This window comes from Candidatus Poriferisocius sp. (assembly GCF_965208475.1).
In the GTDB taxonomy this organism is placed as follows: Bacteria; Actinomycetota; Acidimicrobiia; order Acidimicrobiales; family Bin134; genus Poriferisocius.
In genome coordinates, this window is the sequence record NZ_OZ242338.1 from 2,736,296 (window position 1) to 2,752,622 (window position 16,327).

At 65.1% G+C, this 16,327-nt stretch carries 16 protein-coding genes; 13 read left to right on the top strand and 3 right to left on the bottom strand.

Annotation, left to right across the window (positions count from 1 at the left end; all coding sequences use genetic code 11):
- Positions 1-7: 7 nt before the first annotated feature.
- The 11 genes from ACOGXA_RS12710 (at position 8) to ACOGXA_RS12760 (ending at position 10,227) form a co-directional block, all read left to right on the top strand.
- On the top strand, positions 8-991 hold the full coding sequence (locus tag ACOGXA_RS12710) for an ABC transporter permease (protein WP_419924238.1): 984 nt from the start codon (positions 8-10) through the stop codon (positions 989-991).
- Complete coding sequence (locus tag ACOGXA_RS12715) at positions 984-1,892, top strand: ABC transporter permease (protein WP_419924239.1); 909 nt, start codon at positions 984-986, stop codon at positions 1,890-1,892. The genes ACOGXA_RS12710 and ACOGXA_RS12715 overlap by 8 nt, the downstream gene beginning before the upstream one ends.
- Entirely contained in the window at positions 1,889-2,902 is a 1,014-nt protein-coding gene (locus ACOGXA_RS12720) for an ABC transporter ATP-binding protein (protein WP_419924240.1), read from the top strand. Before ACOGXA_RS12715 ends, ACOGXA_RS12720 begins: the two co-directional genes overlap by 4 nt.
- Complete coding sequence (locus ACOGXA_RS12725; RefSeq protein ID WP_419924241.1) at positions 2,895-3,923, top strand: ABC transporter ATP-binding protein; 1,029 nt, start codon at positions 2,895-2,897, stop codon at positions 3,921-3,923. Before ACOGXA_RS12720 ends, ACOGXA_RS12725 begins: the two co-directional genes overlap by 8 nt.
- An 11-nt stretch (positions 3,924-3,934) precedes the next feature.
- Entirely contained in the window at positions 3,935-4,840 is a 906-nt protein-coding gene (locus ACOGXA_RS12730) for an ATP-binding cassette domain-containing protein (protein ID WP_419924242.1), read from the top strand.
- Entirely contained in the window at positions 4,837-5,709 is an 873-nt protein-coding gene (locus ACOGXA_RS12735; RefSeq protein WP_419924243.1) for an ABC transporter permease subunit, read from the top strand. Before ACOGXA_RS12730 ends, ACOGXA_RS12735 begins: the two co-directional genes overlap by 4 nt.
- Positions 5,706-6,638 (top strand): ABC transporter ATP-binding protein, encoded by a 933-nt coding sequence (locus ACOGXA_RS12740; protein ID WP_419924244.1) that lies wholly within the window; start codon positions 5,706-5,708, stop codon positions 6,636-6,638. Before ACOGXA_RS12735 ends, ACOGXA_RS12740 begins: the two co-directional genes overlap by 4 nt.
- A gap of 19 nt (positions 6,639-6,657) precedes the next feature.
- Positions 6,658-7,365, top strand: coding sequence for a hypothetical protein (locus ACOGXA_RS12745; protein WP_419924245.1), 708 nt, complete (start codon positions 6,658-6,660; stop codon positions 7,363-7,365).
- A 197-nt stretch (positions 7,366-7,562) separates the two neighbouring features.
- A protein-coding gene (locus tag ACOGXA_RS12750) for an IS3 family transposase (protein WP_419924246.1) occupies positions 7,563-8,695 on the top strand; the annotation gives its coding sequence in 2 pieces (ribosomal slippage) (positions 7,563-7,821 and positions 7,821-8,695; 1,134 coding nt in all).
- 119 nt (positions 8,696-8,814) lie between these two features.
- Positions 8,815-9,636, top strand: coding sequence for a hypothetical protein (locus tag ACOGXA_RS12755; protein WP_419924247.1), 822 nt, complete (start codon positions 8,815-8,817; stop codon positions 9,634-9,636).
- Positions 9,637-9,756: 120 nt separating this feature from the next.
- Complete coding sequence (locus ACOGXA_RS12760; protein WP_419924248.1) at positions 9,757-10,227, top strand: 2,4'-dihydroxyacetophenone dioxygenase family protein; 471 nt, start codon at positions 9,757-9,759, stop codon at positions 10,225-10,227.
- A gap of 15 nt (positions 10,228-10,242) precedes the next feature.
- Here ACOGXA_RS12760 and ACOGXA_RS12765 read toward each other — a convergent pair whose 3' ends face one another.
- The 3 genes from ACOGXA_RS12765 to ACOGXA_RS12775 are packed head-to-tail and all read right to left on the bottom strand — an operon-like array spanning position 10,243 to position 15,372.
- On the bottom strand, positions 10,243-13,215 hold the full coding sequence (locus ACOGXA_RS12765) for a UPF0182 family protein (protein ID WP_419924249.1): 2,973 nt from the start codon (positions 13,213-13,215) through the stop codon (positions 10,243-10,245).
- Between the two features lie 12 nt (positions 13,216-13,227).
- Positions 13,228-14,271, bottom strand: a complete 1,044-nt coding sequence (locus tag ACOGXA_RS12770) for a hypothetical protein (RefSeq protein WP_419924250.1) — start codon at positions 14,269-14,271, stop codon at positions 13,228-13,230.
- Between the two features lie 18 nt (positions 14,272-14,289).
- A complete protein-coding gene (locus tag ACOGXA_RS12775; RefSeq protein WP_419924251.1) occupies positions 14,290-15,372 on the bottom strand; it encodes a PDZ domain-containing protein in 1,083 nt (360 codons plus the stop codon).
- Between ACOGXA_RS12775 and ACOGXA_RS12780 the strand changes: the two genes are divergently transcribed.
- Together ACOGXA_RS12780 and ACOGXA_RS12785 are read left to right on the top strand one after the other, a co-directional pair.
- On the top strand, positions 15,353-15,700 hold the full coding sequence (locus ACOGXA_RS12780) for a hypothetical protein (RefSeq protein WP_419924252.1): 348 nt from the start codon (positions 15,353-15,355) through the stop codon (positions 15,698-15,700). The genes ACOGXA_RS12775 and ACOGXA_RS12780 overlap by 20 nt on opposite strands.
- Positions 15,700-16,323, top strand: coding sequence for a HEAT repeat domain-containing protein (locus tag ACOGXA_RS12785; RefSeq protein ID WP_419924253.1), 624 nt, complete (start codon positions 15,700-15,702; stop codon positions 16,321-16,323). The genes ACOGXA_RS12780 and ACOGXA_RS12785 overlap by 1 nt, the downstream gene beginning before the upstream one ends.
- Positions 16,324-16,327: the final 4 nt, after the last annotated feature.

Here is a 16,327-nt window from a genome sequence, read left to right on the forward strand (position 1 = left end):
CCCATTAGTGCTCGGATACGCAACCCGCAAGCTGCTGATCTCGATCATCGTTTTGTTTTTCGCCACTTTGGTGGCCTTCCTGCTGGTGGCCACCGTCGACCCCATTGCCGAGCAACGGGTGTTCCTGCTCTCCCAACCTGGCGGCGCTGAGCAAGTGCAACGCCTCGAGGCCAGCCTGGGCCTAGACAAGCCCCTGTTCGAGCGCTACGGAGGCTGGCTGGGCGACTTGTTCGCCGGGAACATGGGCGTATCCACCGACAACGGCCGGGACGTCACCACCCTGCTGGGCGAGGCCGTCCCCGTGACCCTTCGCCTGGTCATAGCGGCCACCGTGGTCTCGGTGATCCTCGGCGTGGCCGTGGGAGTGGTGAGCGCGGTGCGCCAGTACGGGGCGTTCGACAACATCTCCACCTTCTTCACCTTCCTGTTCTTCGCCATGCCCGTGTTCTGGCTGGGGGCCGTGCTCAAAGACCTGGGCATCCGGTTCAACGACTGGTGGGGCCGGCGCATCTTCTTCACCATCGGCGAGCAGTCACCCCGCCTCGAGGCCGACTTCTGGGGCACGTGGGCCGACCGGGCCGGGCACATCATCCTCCCCGCGCTCACCTTGGTCTTGATCCAACTGGCGGCCACCAGCCGGTTCCAGCGGTCGGCCATGCTCGACGTGCTGGAGAGCGACTACATCCGAACCGCTCGGGCCAAAGGGGTTCCGCGACGGCGGATCATCACCCACCACGCCCTCCGCAACGCCCTGCTCCCGGTGGTGAGCTACACCGGGCTGACCTTCGGCACCCTCATCGGGGGCACGGTGGTTACCGAGGTGGTGTTCAACTGGAAGGGCATGGGCCGCCTGTTCCTGGAGTCCCTGCTCAACGGGGATGTGACCGTGACCCAAGGATGGCTGCTGGCGGTGGGCATCTCGGTGATCATCGTCAACCTGCTTACCGATCTGACCTACGGCTTTTTGGATCCGAGGGTGCGAGATGGCTGATGTACCGGTCGGCATCCTCGCCGGCACCCCCTCAGAGACCGAGGCCCGCTCCCAGTGGCGGCTGGTGCTCCGGCGGTTCCTCGCCCACCGGCTGGCGGTGGCTGCGGGCGTCGTGCTGGTGGCTGCCTACCTCTTCAGCTATCTGGCCGAACCGCTCACCGGCTGGGGCTACAAGGATCTGTCCCCTGATCTGTCGCAGGGACCGTCGGGCGACCACTGGTTCGGCACCGACACCATCGGCCATGACATGTTCGCCCAGTCCATGCGGGGGCTGCGGGTATCGGTCCATGTGAGCGTGGTGGTGGCCGGCATCGCCACCGTATTGGGCTCGGTGCTGGGCGCGGTTCAGGGATGGTTCCGGGGCCGGGTGGACGGGGCCCTGGGGCTGTTGGTGGACTTCCTGCTGATCCTTCCGCTACTGCCGGTGCTGATGGTGCTGGGCACCCGCACTCGGGCCAGCGGGGGCAGTTCCCTCATGTTCGTGGCGGTGATCATCGGCCTTTTCCTGTGGGCGCCGTTGGCCCGAGTGGTGCGGGGCGAGGTGTTCTCCATCCGGGAGAAGGAGTACATCGAGGCAGCGGAGGCCCTGGGGGCATCCAACACCCGCATCATCTTCCGCCACCTAATCCCCAATGCCATGAGCTCGATCATCGTGTACGCCACCCTCACGGTGGCCACCGCCATCCTGCTGGAGACCGCGCTGGCATTCTTGGGCTTCGGCATCCAGCCCCCCGAGGTTTCGCTGGGATCGCTGGTCGATGAGGGGCGCGACGCAGCCCGCACCCGGTGGTGGCTGTTCTATCTGCCGGGAGCGGTGCTGGTGGTGCTGGTGCTGTGTGTGAACTTCGTGGGCGACGGGTTGCGAGATGCCCTCGATCCCCGCCGGGAGCGCCGTCGATGACCGGCCAAGCCAGTTCCCGAGCTGAGATCCCGGTGCTGTCGGTGCGCGACCTAGAGGTTGCCTTCCCCACCCCCGACGGCGACGTCCAGGCGGTGCGGGGTGTGGGCTGGGACGTGTACGAAGGCGAGGTGCTAGCCATCGCCGGGGAGTCGGGCTCGGGAAAATCGGTCAGCGTCATGGCCGCCATGGGCTTGTTGCCGGCTACCGCCCAAGTCAGCGGGTCGATTTCCTACCGGGGCCGCGATGTGCTGGCCATGTCCGACAAAGACCTCGAACGGCTGCGGGGATCGTCCATCTCGATGGTGTTCCAAGACCCGATGACCTCGCTGAACCCGGTGATGGCCGTCGGGGCCCAGATCGCCGAGGGAGTCCGCATCCACCAGCGGGTCAATTCCCGCACGGCCCGGTCTACCGCAGTCGAGCTGCTCGATTTGGTCGGCATTCCCAACGCCGGCCAGCGGGTGGATTCCTACCCCCACGAGCTGTCGGGCGGGATGCGCCAGCGGGCCATGATCGCCATGGCCATTGCCAACGATCCCGACCTGCTCATCGCCGATGAGCCCACCGCCGCCCTCGACGTCACCATTCAGGCCCAGGTGATAGACGTGCTTGAGCGAGCCCGGGAGGCCACCGGCTCGGCACTGGTCATCATCACCCACGACCTCGGCGTAGTGGCCCGCATCGCCCATCGGATCTTGGTCATGTATGCCGGTCGAGCGGCCGAGACCGGGATGGCCGACGGCGTGTTTGAACGACCCAGCCACCCCTACACCGCCGGGCTGCTCGGGTCGATCCCCCGCCTCGATGCCCCCAAGGGAACCCGGCTGATGCCCATCGACGGGGCCCCGCCGTCGATGCTGGCCCCGCCTCCCGGATGTGCCTTCGCCACCCGCTGCCCCCGAGTCACCCCGCTCTGTTCCCAAGAAATCCCTGAGCTGCGCCCCATAGGCAACCAGCAGTCCGCCTGCCACCACGCCGAAGACCAGTTCAACGAGGCCGAAGATGTCTAGCCCCGCCGGCCGGCCGGTTGAAGCAACCCCTCTGCTGGAAGTCACCGACCTGGTCAAGGACTTCCCGATCCGCTCCAAAGGCGTCGTGCGCCGGACGGTGGGAATGGTCCAGGCAGTAAACGGCGCGTCGCTGCACATCAATCGGGGCGAGACCTTGGGCCTGGTGGGTGAGTCGGGGTCGGGCAAGTCCACCATTGCCCGCTGCATCCTCCGCCTCATCGTGCCCACCTCGGGGTCAGTTCGATTCAAGGGCCAAGAGCTGGCCGGGCTGAGCCGCCGCCGGCTCCAGGCCATGCGGCGAAACATGCAGATCGTGTTCCAAGACCCGATGGCCTCGCTCGACCCCCGCATGACGGTGTCGTCGATCATCGCCGAACCCCTGCGCATCCACCGCAACATCAAAGACATCAAGACCCGGGTGGGCGACCTGTTGGAGTTGGTCGGCCTGAACCCCGAGCACGGCAACCGCTATCCGCACGAGTTCTCCGGGGGCCAGCGCCAGCGCATCGGCATCGCCCGAGCCCTGGCCCTCGAACCTGAACTGATAATCCTGGATGAGCCGGTGTCAGCCCTCGACGTGAGCATCCAGGCCGGGGTGCTCAACCTGCTGGAAGACCTCCAGCGCCAACTGGGGCTCACCTACCTGTTCGTGGCCCACGACCTGTCGGTGGTCCGCCACATCTCCGACCGGGTGGCGGTGATGTATCTAGGGCGGATCGTGGAGACGGGTACCGGACCGGAGGTGTACGAAACCCCGGCCCATCCCTACACCCAGGCTTTGCTGTCGGCCATTCCGATCCCCGATCCCAAGCTCGAGAGGAGGCGACGCCGCATCGTACTCGAAGGGGACGAGCCAAACCCGGCCTCGCCCCCTTCGGGCTGCCGCTTCCGTACCCGATGCTGGAAGGCGCAGTCCATCTGCGCCGAATACGACCCGGAGTTGCTCGACCTGGGGATCGGACACCCGGTTGCCTGCCACTTCCCCACACCCGACGACCTAATGGGGCCCGAGCAGGGATAGGGTTCAGTCCAGTGTCTGATGCCGTCATCTCCGCTCAGGGAGTGCAGAAGAGTTACGGCTCAAACCATGTACTCCGGGGGCTCGATTGCAATGTGGGGCGGGGCATCACCGGGCTCTTGGGACCCAACGGCGCGGGCAAGAGCACCTTCATTGGGCTGGTGTTGGGACTGCGCCCCCGCCAAGGGGGCACACTCAACGTGTTGGGGGTGGATCCCGACCAGAGCGGGCCTGAGTTGAGAGCCCGGCTGGGCTACGCCCCCGAGCACCACGACTTGCCCGGCGATGTGCAGGCCGCCGATCTGGTGCGCCAAATTGCCCAACTCCACGGCCTGCCCCGGCGGGCCGCCACCGAACGGTCTAGCGACGCCTTGTGGCAGGTGGGCTTGGGCGAAGAGCGGTTCCGCCCCATCGGCACCATGTCCACCGGCCAGCGCCAGCGGGTGAAGATGGCCCAAGCCCTGGCCCACGACCCCGACCTGCTGCTACTGGACGAGCCCACCGACGGCCTCGATCCGGTGCAACGCGACGACATGCTGGCCCTCATCCGGCGGGTGGGCAGCGAGTTCGGCATCGACATCTTGTTGTCGTCGCACTTGCTGGAGGAAGTGGAGCGGGTGTGCGACTCGGTGGTGATCCTGGCCAACGGAACGGTGGGCCACAGCGGCCCTCTGCATGATCTGGGCTTAGCGGCATCAGGTCTCAAAGTGGAACTGGACTCCGACCCCGAACCGCTAGCGGCTGCGCTGGTCGCTCGGGGCGCGGAGGCAGTCATCGACGGCCACTCCCTCATCGTGTCCGGCGTCGATTCGGCATCCGACCTGATCAGAGACTTGGTGGCTGATCTAGGGCTGGGGCTGCGTCGGCTGGAGCCCCGCCGCACCACTTTGGAAGACGTGTTCATCGAGGCCTCCCAATGACCGAGGCCCGCATCCACGACCGGGGCTATCTGGGCTATGACGGGCCTCGCCATGGCACCCGGCGCGCCATGATGAACCTGAGCTACCACACCGTGCAGCGGGTGCTGGGCCTGAAGCGGTCCAATTGGCAGAAGGTTCTCCCCGCACTCACCCTTTTGATCGCCTTCATTCCCGCCATCGTGTTCATCGGCATTGCCGCCTTCTTGCCCCGGGGGGAGGAACTGGGGCTGGATTCCACCGCCAACTATTACGGGTTCATCACAGGTGCCCTCTTCCTGTTCGCGGCGTTCGTAGCCCCCGAGGCGGTGTGCACCGATCGTCGGAGCGGGATGCTGGGGTTGTACCTGGCATCGCCGCTTAGCCGAGACACTTATCTGGTGGCCAAGGCCGCGGCCGTCGCCGCCGTGCTGGGCACCATGACCTTGGGGCCACCTCTATTGATGCTCATCGCCTACACGCTGGCCGACGCCGGACCCGACGGAGTGATCGGCTGGCTGGCCGAGTTGGGGCGTATTTTGGCGTCGGGAGCTGCTCTGGCTATTTTCTGGACGGCGCTGTCGCTGGCGCTGTCCAGCCTCACCAGCCGCCGCTCCCTGGCCAGTGTGGGCATTTTCGTCGGCTTGTTGGCCAGCTCGGCGGTAGGAGACGGCCTTACCCAAGGCGCTGACCTTCACGACTCGTTTGCCCTGTTCAACTTGGTCGGCCTGCCCTTCGAGGCTGTCTTCCGCATCTTCGGAGAGGGCGACCCTGAAGGAGCGCCCCTAGGTGAAGTAGATACGTGGCCGATATTCGCGACGCTCATTGGACTCATCGCCGCCTTTGGAGCATTCGCCCGCTGGCGATACCAGCGAATCGAAGTCGCCGGATGAGCCAAGCCAGCCCTCCGCCCATGGTGCAGGCCGCCGGAGTGTCCAAGTGGTTCGGCGACCTGGTGGCGGTGTCCGATGTGAGCTTCAGCGTCGGGGCCGGGGTAACTGCCTTGCTGGGGCCCAACGGCGCGGGGAAATCCACCGTGCTGCGGATGATGTGCGGCTTGGCCAAGCCCTCCAACGGATCGGTGACCGTGCTGGGCAAGGATCCCCGCGCCGATGTGGCCGTGCTGGGCCGCATCGGCATGGCCCCTCAGCAGGAGTCACTGCTCGATTACCTGAGCGGCCGGGAGTTTGTGGAGTTGGCCGCCCAACTGCACCAGGTCGGCGAACCCGTTGAGGCCGCCCGCCGGGCCATTCAAACAGTGGAACTCGATCCCGACGACACCCGAAAGCTGTCCACTTACTCCAAGGGCATGCGCCAGCGCATCAAGCTGGCCCAGGCCATCGTCCATGATCCCCTGGTCATTGCTCTGGACGAGCCCCTCACCGGGCTCGATCCCCGACAGCGGCGGGAGATGATCGACCTCTTCCACCGCCTGGGATCAGAGGGCAAGTGCGTGATCGTGTCCAGCCATGTGCTCGACGAGGTGGAGCGGTTCGGCTCCCGGGTGCTGGTGATCGCCCAAGGACGGCTGGCTGCTGAAGGCGACTTCCGGGAGATCCGCAATCTGATGGATGATCGGCCGCTGCGCATCAGCATCCGCACCGACCAGCCTCGGGCCCTGGCCATTGCGCTGTTGGACCGCGGCGTGATCTCCGGATGTCGCCTGGAAGCGGACGATTCGGTGGTTGTGGACACCTCGGATCCAATGGCATTTCGCCGGACGGTGGCCCCGGCAGCCCGCGACCGGGATGCCTCGCTATTGGAGCTGCGCCCACTCGACGACGATCTGGAGAGCGTCTTCCGATACCTGGTGGGCCAGTGACTACTCAACTGGAGACACAGTGAACCCCCACATCTATCGGGTCGTGGTCCGCGGCCAAGTCAGCCCGGGTCGATTGCTGGCCCTAGCCGGCTTGAGCGGGATCGCCATCCTCCTGGCTTTCGTGGCCCGGACATACGACGACCCCTGGGATCGAGTGTCGTACGCCACCGAGAGCGTTGGCCACTTTGGGACCAATGTCTTCGCTCCGTTCATCGCCTTGGCCCTGGGTACGGCCGCGTTGGGCAATCTGGTGGAAGACCGCACCCTGGTGTACCTGTGGCTCCGGCCTGTTCCCCGCCCCGCATTGGCCACCGCAGCGTTCGCCGCGGTCATCAGCATGGCGGGCCCCATAGTGGTGGCGGTGATGACCGTGGCCGCGGCGATAACCGGAGTTGACGACCTGCTAGTGGCCACTGCCGTGGCCACAGCTCTTGCGGTGTTCGCCTACTCGGGCATTTTCCTGGCTCTGGGGCTGCGGTTCAAGCGATCCCTGTTGATCGGCCTGGGCTACATCGCCATCTGGGAGCTGTTGATATCAAGGTTGGGCGACTGGTTCGCCCGGCTGTCGGTGCGCAGCTATCCGATGAGCATCTTGTCCGACGCTACCGGGGTGGAACTGCCGCAAGCCGACCGATCCACGCTGGCGTCCTATGTAGTGCCGCTGGCTGTGGGTACGGCCGGGCTGATCTACACCTCGTGGCGCCTGACCCGCACCGAGATCGACTAGGTGCTGGACGAGGGACGATTACGTAGGGCGAAAGCACTGCCACCACCCCCCACCCCACAAATCCGTGCAGTCTCTTGACATTTGCCTCTCGATGCCACAATCGCATCGTTTATGGATATGGCGTGACCCCCTGAGATTGGTCCACCTGTTGTGAGAGTCCGTTGTCCAGTATTGCTGGATGGAGGAGGATCACGAGTATGGCTAGGCGGAGGCACACGCCCGAGCAGATTGTCCGCAAGCTCCGGGAGGCTGACCGGCTGTTGGCCGAGGGCGCATCGATCGCGGATGTGGCCCGGCACCTGGAGGTGTCGGAGGCCACGTTTCACCGGTGGCGCAACCAGTACGGCGGTTTGAAGGCCGACGACGTGAAGCGGCTCAAGTCGCTGGAGGCCGAGAACGCGCGGCTGAAGCGGATCGTGGCCGACAAGGAGCTGGAGATCGACGCTTTGCGGGAGATCAGCCGGGCAAAATGGTAGGCCCGCCGCAGCGGCGCAGAGCCGTCGAGCTGCTCCAGGAGCGGCTCGGGGTGTCGCAGCGGCGGGCTTGTCAGATCGTCGGACAGCACCGCTCCACGCAGCGCTACGAGCCGGCTGCGGCGGACCCGGACCGGGCTCTGCGGGCCGAGCTGCGCGAGTTCGCGAAGAACCACTCCCGATGGGGATACCGGCGGGCGCACGCAGTCTTGCAGCGGCGGGGGTGGGCGGTGAACCGCAAGAAAATCCAGCGCATCTGGCGCGAGGAGGGCCTGCGGGTCCCGCCCAAAAAGCGCAAGCGCCAGCGCACGGGCGACTCCGACGCCGAAGCCGGCCTGCTCAAAGCCGAGCGCCCCGACCACGTGTGGGCGCTGGACTACCAGTTCGACGTCACCGCCGCAGGCCGCAAGATCAAGATCCTGCACGTCCTAGACGAGTTCACCCGCGAGTCGCTCGCCGACGTCGTCGACCACAGCATCGACGCCGACGCCACGGTGGCCTGCTTGGACAAGGCCACCTCCGCCAGGGGCCGGGGCCCGGAGTTCCTCCGGTGCGACAACGGGCCCGAGCTCACCGCGAACGCGCTGCGGGACTGGTGCCGGTTCACCAGCACAAAGACCAGCTACATCGAGCCCGGGTCGCCCTGGCAGAACCCGTGGGTCGAGTCCTACGGCAGCCGAATGCGCGACGAGCTGCTGGCCATCGAGCAATTCGACAGCCTCCTGGAGGCCCAAGTACTTGTCGCCGACTGGAGAGACGACTACAACTACTACCGCCCCCACTCCGCGCTCGGCATGCTCACACCAGCCGAATACGCAGACCAATGGGCGAAAAACAACCCAAACAAACTCTCATAACAGATGGACCAAAAAACGGGGTCCGGTCAGATAGGCCACCTCTGGACAACATCTGCACAACCCCCTCAGTGATCTGTCGGGAAATAAAGTTCGGCCCAGTCGGGGCGAATGCTGAGATCGTGGCGCAGCGATGGGTCGGCAGGGGGCGGGTCGAGGGTTGTCTCAAAGGGCTCACCCCTGCTCCCACGGCCAACCACGGCCTGGAAGCGGACGAAGGATGGCTGGAGATGATCGTCCATTCGCGTGCGATACTCCAAGGAGTGAGCAACCCACAGCCGCCCAAACCTGTCCCGGAGGTTCTGGCGGAGAATCGTGCCGAGATTTTGCCGGTGATCCTCGAAGAGATGCTCCGCCAGAGAAAAGACCAAGACGAACGGCTTGAATACCAAAGGCGGGTTGCCTGGCTGTTCTTCAGCGTGTTCCTGCCCGGCGCGGGTCTGGCCACGTTTTGGATGCTGCGGCTTGAGGGTGAATTCAACCCCTACTGGACAGGGGCGGCGGCGGTGTCGTTCGTTCTTGGGGTGATCGCGACCCTCAAGGTGATGGAGACCCAAAAGTGGCAATCTGGTCCGAAAATCCAGAATCTGTTGGCGCGCCCGCTGGACGAGGGATGGGAACTCGAGAAGTTCCAGTATGCGCTGGTCATTTCCCATCTCAGAGAGTTCCGAGCCAACGAGGGCAGGGTCCGCCGCGTCAGGAGGTGGTCATCGCGAATGGTGGGCTTCTTCCTTTCCAGCGTTCTGTTCCTCGGCATCGCTGTGGCGACCTATAATGCAGAGATGCAGACTCCCGAGCAGCCCGGCCGTGACGACACTGCACTTGCCCTGCCGGAACAGGCACCCGAACCCGCAGAGCAAGCACCCCTTTACGACGTTGAGCCGTTTGAGCCGACTTTCGTCGAGAAGGGCGACAATTCCTACTACGAACCGCCGTTCGACTGACCTCGCCCCCGCGCCTTAGCGGGCGAACGCGTCTGAATCACTACTAATTCCCGTGAGACATATTCTGCCTAGTCTCGTCTGCACGAGCTGATGCTGTTTCCACCAGCGTAAGATTCCCCCATGCTTGACATGACGGTTGCCCCCACCGCCCAGCACATCGGAGAGGACGATCTCCCCTGGGCCTACGGCGAAGACGGCATCGGCCTCAAGGTGCTCCAAATCAAAGAGAGCGAGGGGTTGTGGGTCATCCGCAACCAGTTCCCGCCGGGCTACTCGGTGCCGACCCACAAGCACACCGGCCAGGTGTTCGCCCACACCAGCGCCGGGGCCTGGGGATACAAGGAGAGCGACTTCTTGAACCGGGCCGGGTCGTTCCTCTATGAGCCGGCCGGCTCCATCCACACCCTCTACACCCCCGATAGCAACACCGAGACCACCGAGGTTTTCTTCGCCATCTGGGGCGCTAACTTGAACATGGACGCCGACGGCAACATCGAGAGCATCACCGACGGCCAAACCGTGCTGATGGGCTACTACTACATGCTCGAAGCCCAAGGCACCCCCCGGCCCAACAACATCCTGATCGACTGAGCGACTGGGCGGAGGCTAGCCGTCGGCTGAGTCGAGCAGGGACTCCAGCTCCCCAATGAGGCCGTCGAGGCGGCGGCGGTCCTCGTCAAGGGAGTCCTGGGTGGTCCGCAATTCAGTGATCAGCTCGCTCAGAGCCTGACGGGTGTCTTCGTCTATTGGGGCCCCATCGGTAACTGATGGCGCGGCGGTGGGGGCGGGATCTGGCTCAGCGCCGTCTGTTTCCGGCACCGATGGCTGGCCGGGGAGCCCCGAAAGCCCGTCGGGATCGGACAGGGCGGTCAAGGCCTCGTCCAGGGTCGGGCGTATAACAAGCCTGAAGTCGTCGTCGTTGCCGACACCGGCGATCACCCGCTTCACCTGGGGCAGCTCGGTATCGCCGGTGGCCTGCACATAAACCGGGCGCACGAACAGCAGCGAGTCGCCCACCGGAATCATCAGCAAGTTCCCTTGGAGCACGGTAGATCCTTGCTGGTTCAGCAGGGTGAACTCTTCGGCGATTGCAGTATCGGCCTGGATCTTGGCGTCGACGATGCTCGGACCGGGGATGCTGGTGCCCGGCACCCTGTACACCACCAGTTGTCCGTACTCATCGATGTCGCTCTTAGCCGCCATAAAGGCGGTCAGCTCTTTGCGCTCGTCCTCATCATCGCCTGCCCCGGAAATAGGCACGAACGGTCGGAAGATCACGAAGTCCAGGTCATCCTCACCGGGGAGCTGGAGAAGCTGGTAGAACGGCCGGATTCTCTGCTCAAGCTGGCGGGTGGTGGCCACTGCGGTGGCCGCGCCCTCGGCGGAAATGGCCTCGGTGACCTCATCGAGGAAGCTTCGGGCGGTGATTCGAGTGCCCGGATCCTGAGCCACCGCCCATGTCACCGAGTTGGCATAGAAGGTCTCAGCATCATCGATGAAATACCGGGCCCACATGCTTGTCTGCACCCGGAACAAGTCCTCCGGGTAGCGCAGATGGTTCTTGAGATCGAGGGGCATCTCCTCGAAGTCCTCGAACAGGCCGGGGAATATCTTTCGCCAGGCCTGGATGATGGGGTCGTCGGGATCGATCACGTAGAACGTGGTGGTGCCGTCAAAGGCATCCACCACCACCTTCACCGAGTTGCGCACGTAGTTGAACTTCTTGCGAAGCCCGCTGTCCAGCGGTAGATCGCTCACGTCGGGGCTCTGGCCATAGGGATACCGGTCGCTCGTGGTGTAGGCATCCATGATGTACTTCACCCGCCCGTCGGAGATCACCGGATAGGGATCGGCGTCCAGCTCCAAGAACGGGGCCAGGTTCTGCACTCGAAGGCGCAGATCCCGGTTGAAGATGATCCGGGAATCGCTTTCCACGAAACCGGAGATCAGCGGATTGATATCGCCAAAGCGCAGGGCAAACGCTGCTTGACGGAAGAAGCTCCCGATGCCCACGCCGTCCTCGCCGTCATAGGCGAAAGTGACAGTCTCATTGTCGGCGGTGTAGTCCACCTCGTCAATCGAGGCCCCGACGATGGCGTAACCGGCGAGGTTCTCCCCGATGTAGAGCTGGGGCCGACGAAACTCGAAGTTCGAAGTGTCCGCCACCGGCACGTCGCCCACCGCGAAATCGGGAGACCCCTGGGTGGTGACCGAGTTCACCGGGGCCATCGCCACGCCGTAGCCATGGGTGTACTGAATGTGGCGGCCCTCCCAGGACTGCTGGGGGATGTCGGCCACGTTGAGATGGCGGGCGCCGATCACCACCTCGGTGGTCTGGCCATCAATTTCGTAACGATCGACGTCGACTTCTCCGTTGAAGGTGTAGAAGGTGCGCTCAGACTGCTCCACCTGGAAGGCGTTGGGCACAATGTCGGGGTCCAGCAACCGGATGTTGAGCACACTGGGGTTTCCGGCCAACTCCTCATCGGTGATCTGAGTGTCGAAATCGAACTCCCGTTCAGTCACTATCCCGCTGCCGTTCTTGGGATCGTCGTCGTCGTCGAGGCCCAAGGCGTAGCGGGTGGCGCCGATGTTGCGCCCGATGTAGACCGCCTCCTTCTGCGACTCCTCCGGCTCAGCCTGGAATCGCTGGATTATTGCCGGGTAGATGGCGCCCATGACGATGGCCACGATCATCCATAGGCCAATCGCGGTCACCGGCAGTACCCAACCCCGCTGCCAGATGTTGATCACCAGCAGAACCGCCGACAGCACCGAGATCAACATCAGCAGGTTGATCGCGGGCAACTGGGCGTTGACATCGGTGAAGCTGGCCCCGTCCACCGGCCCCCGGGTGGAGAAGTTGAGGCCGAATCGATCGTACCAGTAGCCCGCGGCCCGAACGACGGCGATGAGGGCCAACAACACCGACAGGTGAACCTTCACCTGAGGGGTGACCCGCTGTCCGGTGGTCTGGACCCGGATGCCGCCGTTCACGTAATGGGCGATCGCGGTGATGACGGCCACGATGATGAGAGCCCGGAACACCCAGCTGACCAAGAACTGGATGAACGGCAGACGGAACACGTAGAAGCCAATGTCTTTGCTGTACTGCGGGTCTTCGATACCGAATTCCACGCTGTTGAAGAACAACATGGCCTTCTGCCACTCCCCGCCGGCACCCCCGCCCACGATGAGGGCGAAAAGCACTGCCACAACGACGCTCACCAGCCTGCGGCGATGGCCGACCGCATCGTGATAGTGGCCCAGCAGATCCTCCTCCGGTCCGGCTGGACGGGAGGCGGGGGCCAAGCGATCGGCTATCGCCAAGTTGGAGTACAGCAGCAAGAAGAACAGGACGACGAAGATCACCGACAGAATGATCTTGTAGATCAGGATCTCGCTCCAGACCTCCCCGTGTCCGAGCGAGTCGAACCACAGGTAGTCGGTCCACAGGCGGGCCGAGCCCCGCAACGACAGCACCGCGGCCAAAAGCACCACCAAGATGAGCCCGGCCAGGATCTTGGACCGGCGCGAGAACCGCGGGCGAGCCGGCTGGCCCGGTCTGGGGATGCGCATACCGGGAACAGACTAGTCGTCGCCGACGGGGGTTACCGCAGCGCCTGGCCCGGTTTCGAGATCGTCGGGCAGTTTGCCGCTCTGAGATCGCAGGCGAGCGAAGATGGCATCCACGTCGCCGCCCTCCCCAGCATTGGCCAGCACAGGATGCTCGGCCGCGGACTCCACCGGGTTGCGCTCAGCAGGAGAGAGGAGGATGACGCCCTCATGGGCCTCTGAAGAGTCATAGCCAGAGTCTTCGTCCCCCGTATCGGCGCCGGGCACCATCCCCACAGTCTGGGCATCGTCCAGCTCCGACAACAAGGCCATGTCGGTGGGCTCGGTTTCGTCCTCCACCCGGCGGGCGGCCGCATCAGCCACCACCTTGGCCTCCGCCAGCGACAGCTTGGCCGACTCCATCGACTGCTCGATGGCATGGCGGGCATCGCCGAGGGTGGCCATCAGCTTGTCGCGCCCGGCGCGAAGCCGCTCTACCTGGGCCCGGGCCGTCTGGCGACGGCGAGCCATATCCCTCAGCACCGTCAGCCGGAGCATCTTGGCCTGCTCCACGATCTCCCGCCCCTGGCTCCGGCCATGCTCGACTTCGGCCTCGGCCTTTTCTCGGGCCTCTTGAGCCAGGCCAGCCACCGCATGGGCCTGCTCACCAGCCTGCTCCAACAACTCCACCACCTCTCCAGCATCGGGCAGATCCTGTTGCAGCCGCAAAGCCTCGATGGTCTTCTCCAAGTCGTCGGCAACCCGGCCGGCCCGGGCCACCATCTCGTTGGTCTCGGCCTGCGACTGTCGGCGAGAAGCCTCCGCTCCGTCGTCGAGCAGCTTGACCCCCTGCGCGCTGAACTCGGCCTCTGATTCGGGAGGCGAATCGACTTGGGCGACTTGCTCCCGCAAGTCCCGGATCTGTTGCTGGCCCGACTTGATCTGGTTGCCCAGTGAAACCAGATACGCCTGAACTTGCTTCTGGTCAAAACCCTTGCGGGCGACCGCAAAACTATGACTGGACACCTCCTCAGGGTTCACCCGCTCAAAGGGAGTGTCGCCGTCAGGACGTTCAGCCATGGTCAAATGGTACTCCTGTCATGCCTCGGCCAAAGCGTTCAAGGCCTCTTGCAGTGACGCCACCCCCACCACCTCGATGTCATTGCCCACGTGATCGAGGGCAACGCTCAGATTCGAGGTGGGAACCAGCAGAAGATCCACCCCAGCCCGGACAGCCGCGATGGCCTTCTGGTCAACCTCTCCGATTGCCCCCACTGAGCCGTCGAACGAGATGGTGCCGGTGGCCGCCACGCGGCGACCGCCAGTCAGCTCGCCGGGAGTCAACAGGTCGATGATCCCGATGGTGAGGGCCAGCCCGGCAGACGGCCCCCCGATCTTTCCGCTGTCGATGGTTACCCCCACCGGCAGCTCGCCGATATCGGTGCGCTCGCGCGCGCCAACGCCGATCAGCACCCGATTGCCGTCATCGGGGGAGACGATCAGCTCCAGCGCCATCGACTCCGCCGTGCCGTCTTCAGCCCTCTCCACATCCAAGACCACCGTTTGCCCGGCGCTCCGAACGGCCAGAGCCTCAGCCACGTCCTTCAAGTCGGCCACCGCAACGCCGTCGATCCCCACGATCACGTCGCCCCGCTCCAGCACATCTGCGGCAGGAGCACCGCTCATGGTCTCAGCCACAATGACCCCCGAGGCATGCCTGGGAATCTCATAGCCCAAGTGCTCCAGCGCCACCAAGATGGCGGTGTGCTGAGAGGTCTCCATCCGAAGTTCGTTGAGCCGGCGCAGCTCGCTGCGGGTGCCGTCGCCGGTGAAGGTCTGCTCGGGCTCGATGTCCACCCCCGACTCGAACTCGGCGCCGATGCGCTGCCAGATATTCAGCCGCTGGCTGACCAGCACGGTCACGAGGGCTATCTCGCTCTCAGGCGGATACACGTCGGCACCCGACACTGTGATCCGGGAGGGCACCGGCTCCACCGAGCCGGGGCGGACCGCCACCTGATCGGTGCGCCAGAAGCTGAACACCGCTGCGGTGATCGCCAGCACAGCCACCAGCACTGCCACGGGGACCAGCCAGGCCAGATTGCGTCGCCACCAGGACGGCACCCGGTCTTGCGGGGATGCAAGTATCCTGGACGGCTCTGTGGTCGATTGGTCGCGCATACGTGCCTCCCTCCCCGACGATACTTGGGGGGCGCTGAAGAATCGGTGGCGGCGGCGGGGGCATCGGCGGGTACACAGCCCGGGCGAAGATGACGGATCGGGGGCCGGCAAAACGCGATGGGCGGCTTGGCGAGATGATCGGGCCGAGCGGGATGTGCTCGCCTCCTATCGGGCCGACTACGGCGAGGGGGCCCGGTTTCGGTGGTGGCATCGCCTGCGGGCCGGAGTTGCGCTGTTCTTCGTAATTGCCCTGATGGGAGCAGGCCTGACTCTGCTGGTGGGGCTGTTCTTCGTCGGCGTCACCATCGCGTTGGAAACGCTGGTGTGATGGGCGGCCGGGATCACCTTGATGACGCCCCAGCCCCTGGAGCGCTCCGCCGCCGCGATGCGGTGATCGCCGGACACCTCGGGGACGAGGCCACCGCTCGGGAGGCCAAGAGCAATGACGACCCCGCCATCCGAGCGTCGGCCTACGGCGCCTTGGCCCGTATGGGCGCCCTAGACGACAGCGAGCTGCGAGACGCGCTCCGCGATCCGGCGCCCACGGTGCGAATGCGAGCCGCAGCCCTGACCACCGAGCGCCCGGAGGTGTCGCCCGCCCCGCTGCTGGCGGACCCAAGCGACGATGTGGCGGAGACCGCCGCCTGGGCCTGCGGCGAAGATGCGGCGGCTGATCTCGACACCATGGCCTGCCTGGCCGAACTGGCCACCGGTCATCCCAACCCCTTGGTGCGAGAGGCGGCCGTCGCCGCCCTGGGGGCCATCGGCCACCCCGCGGGACTCGACGCCATCCTGGTGGCAACCACCGACCGAGCCGCCGTGCGCCGCCGTGCGGTGCTCGCCCTGGCCCCGTTCGAGGGCCCCGAGGTGGAAGCCGCCCTCCGCCGAGCCTCGGCGGACCGCGACTGGCAGACACGAGACGCCGCCGAGCTCCTCATGGATCCCGACTAGCACC

Coding starts and splice junctions, on each gene's coding strand:
- ACOGXA_RS12715 (WP_419924239.1), top strand. CDS start 984: ATGGCTGATGTACCGGTCGGCATCCTCGCCGGCACCCCCTCAGAGACC.
- ACOGXA_RS12720 (WP_419924240.1), top strand. CDS start 1,889: ATGACCGGCCAAGCCAGTTCCCGAGCTGAGATCCCGGTGCTGTCGGTG.
- ACOGXA_RS12725 (WP_419924241.1), top strand. CDS start 2,895: ATGTCTAGCCCCGCCGGCCGGCCGGTTGAAGCAACCCCTCTGCTGGAA.
- ACOGXA_RS12735 (WP_419924243.1), top strand. CDS start 4,837: ATGACCGAGGCCCGCATCCACGACCGGGGCTATCTGGGCTATGACGGG.
- ACOGXA_RS12740 (WP_419924244.1), top strand. CDS start 5,706: ATGAGCCAAGCCAGCCCTCCGCCCATGGTGCAGGCCGCCGGAGTGTCC.
- ACOGXA_RS12760 (WP_419924248.1), top strand. CDS start 9,757: ATGCTTGACATGACGGTTGCCCCCACCGCCCAGCACATCGGAGAGGAC.
- ACOGXA_RS12765 (WP_419924249.1), bottom strand. CDS start 13,215: ATGCGCATCCCCAGACCGGGCCAGCCGGCTCGCCCGCGGTTCTCGCGC.
- ACOGXA_RS12770 (WP_419924250.1), bottom strand. CDS start 14,271: ATGGCTGAACGTCCTGACGGCGACACTCCCTTTGAGCGGGTGAACCCT.
- ACOGXA_RS12775 (WP_419924251.1), bottom strand. CDS start 15,372: ATGCGCGACCAATCGACCACAGAGCCGTCCAGGATACTTGCATCCCCG.
- ACOGXA_RS12785 (WP_419924253.1), top strand. CDS start 15,700: ATGGGCGGCCGGGATCACCTTGATGACGCCCCAGCCCCTGGAGCGCTC.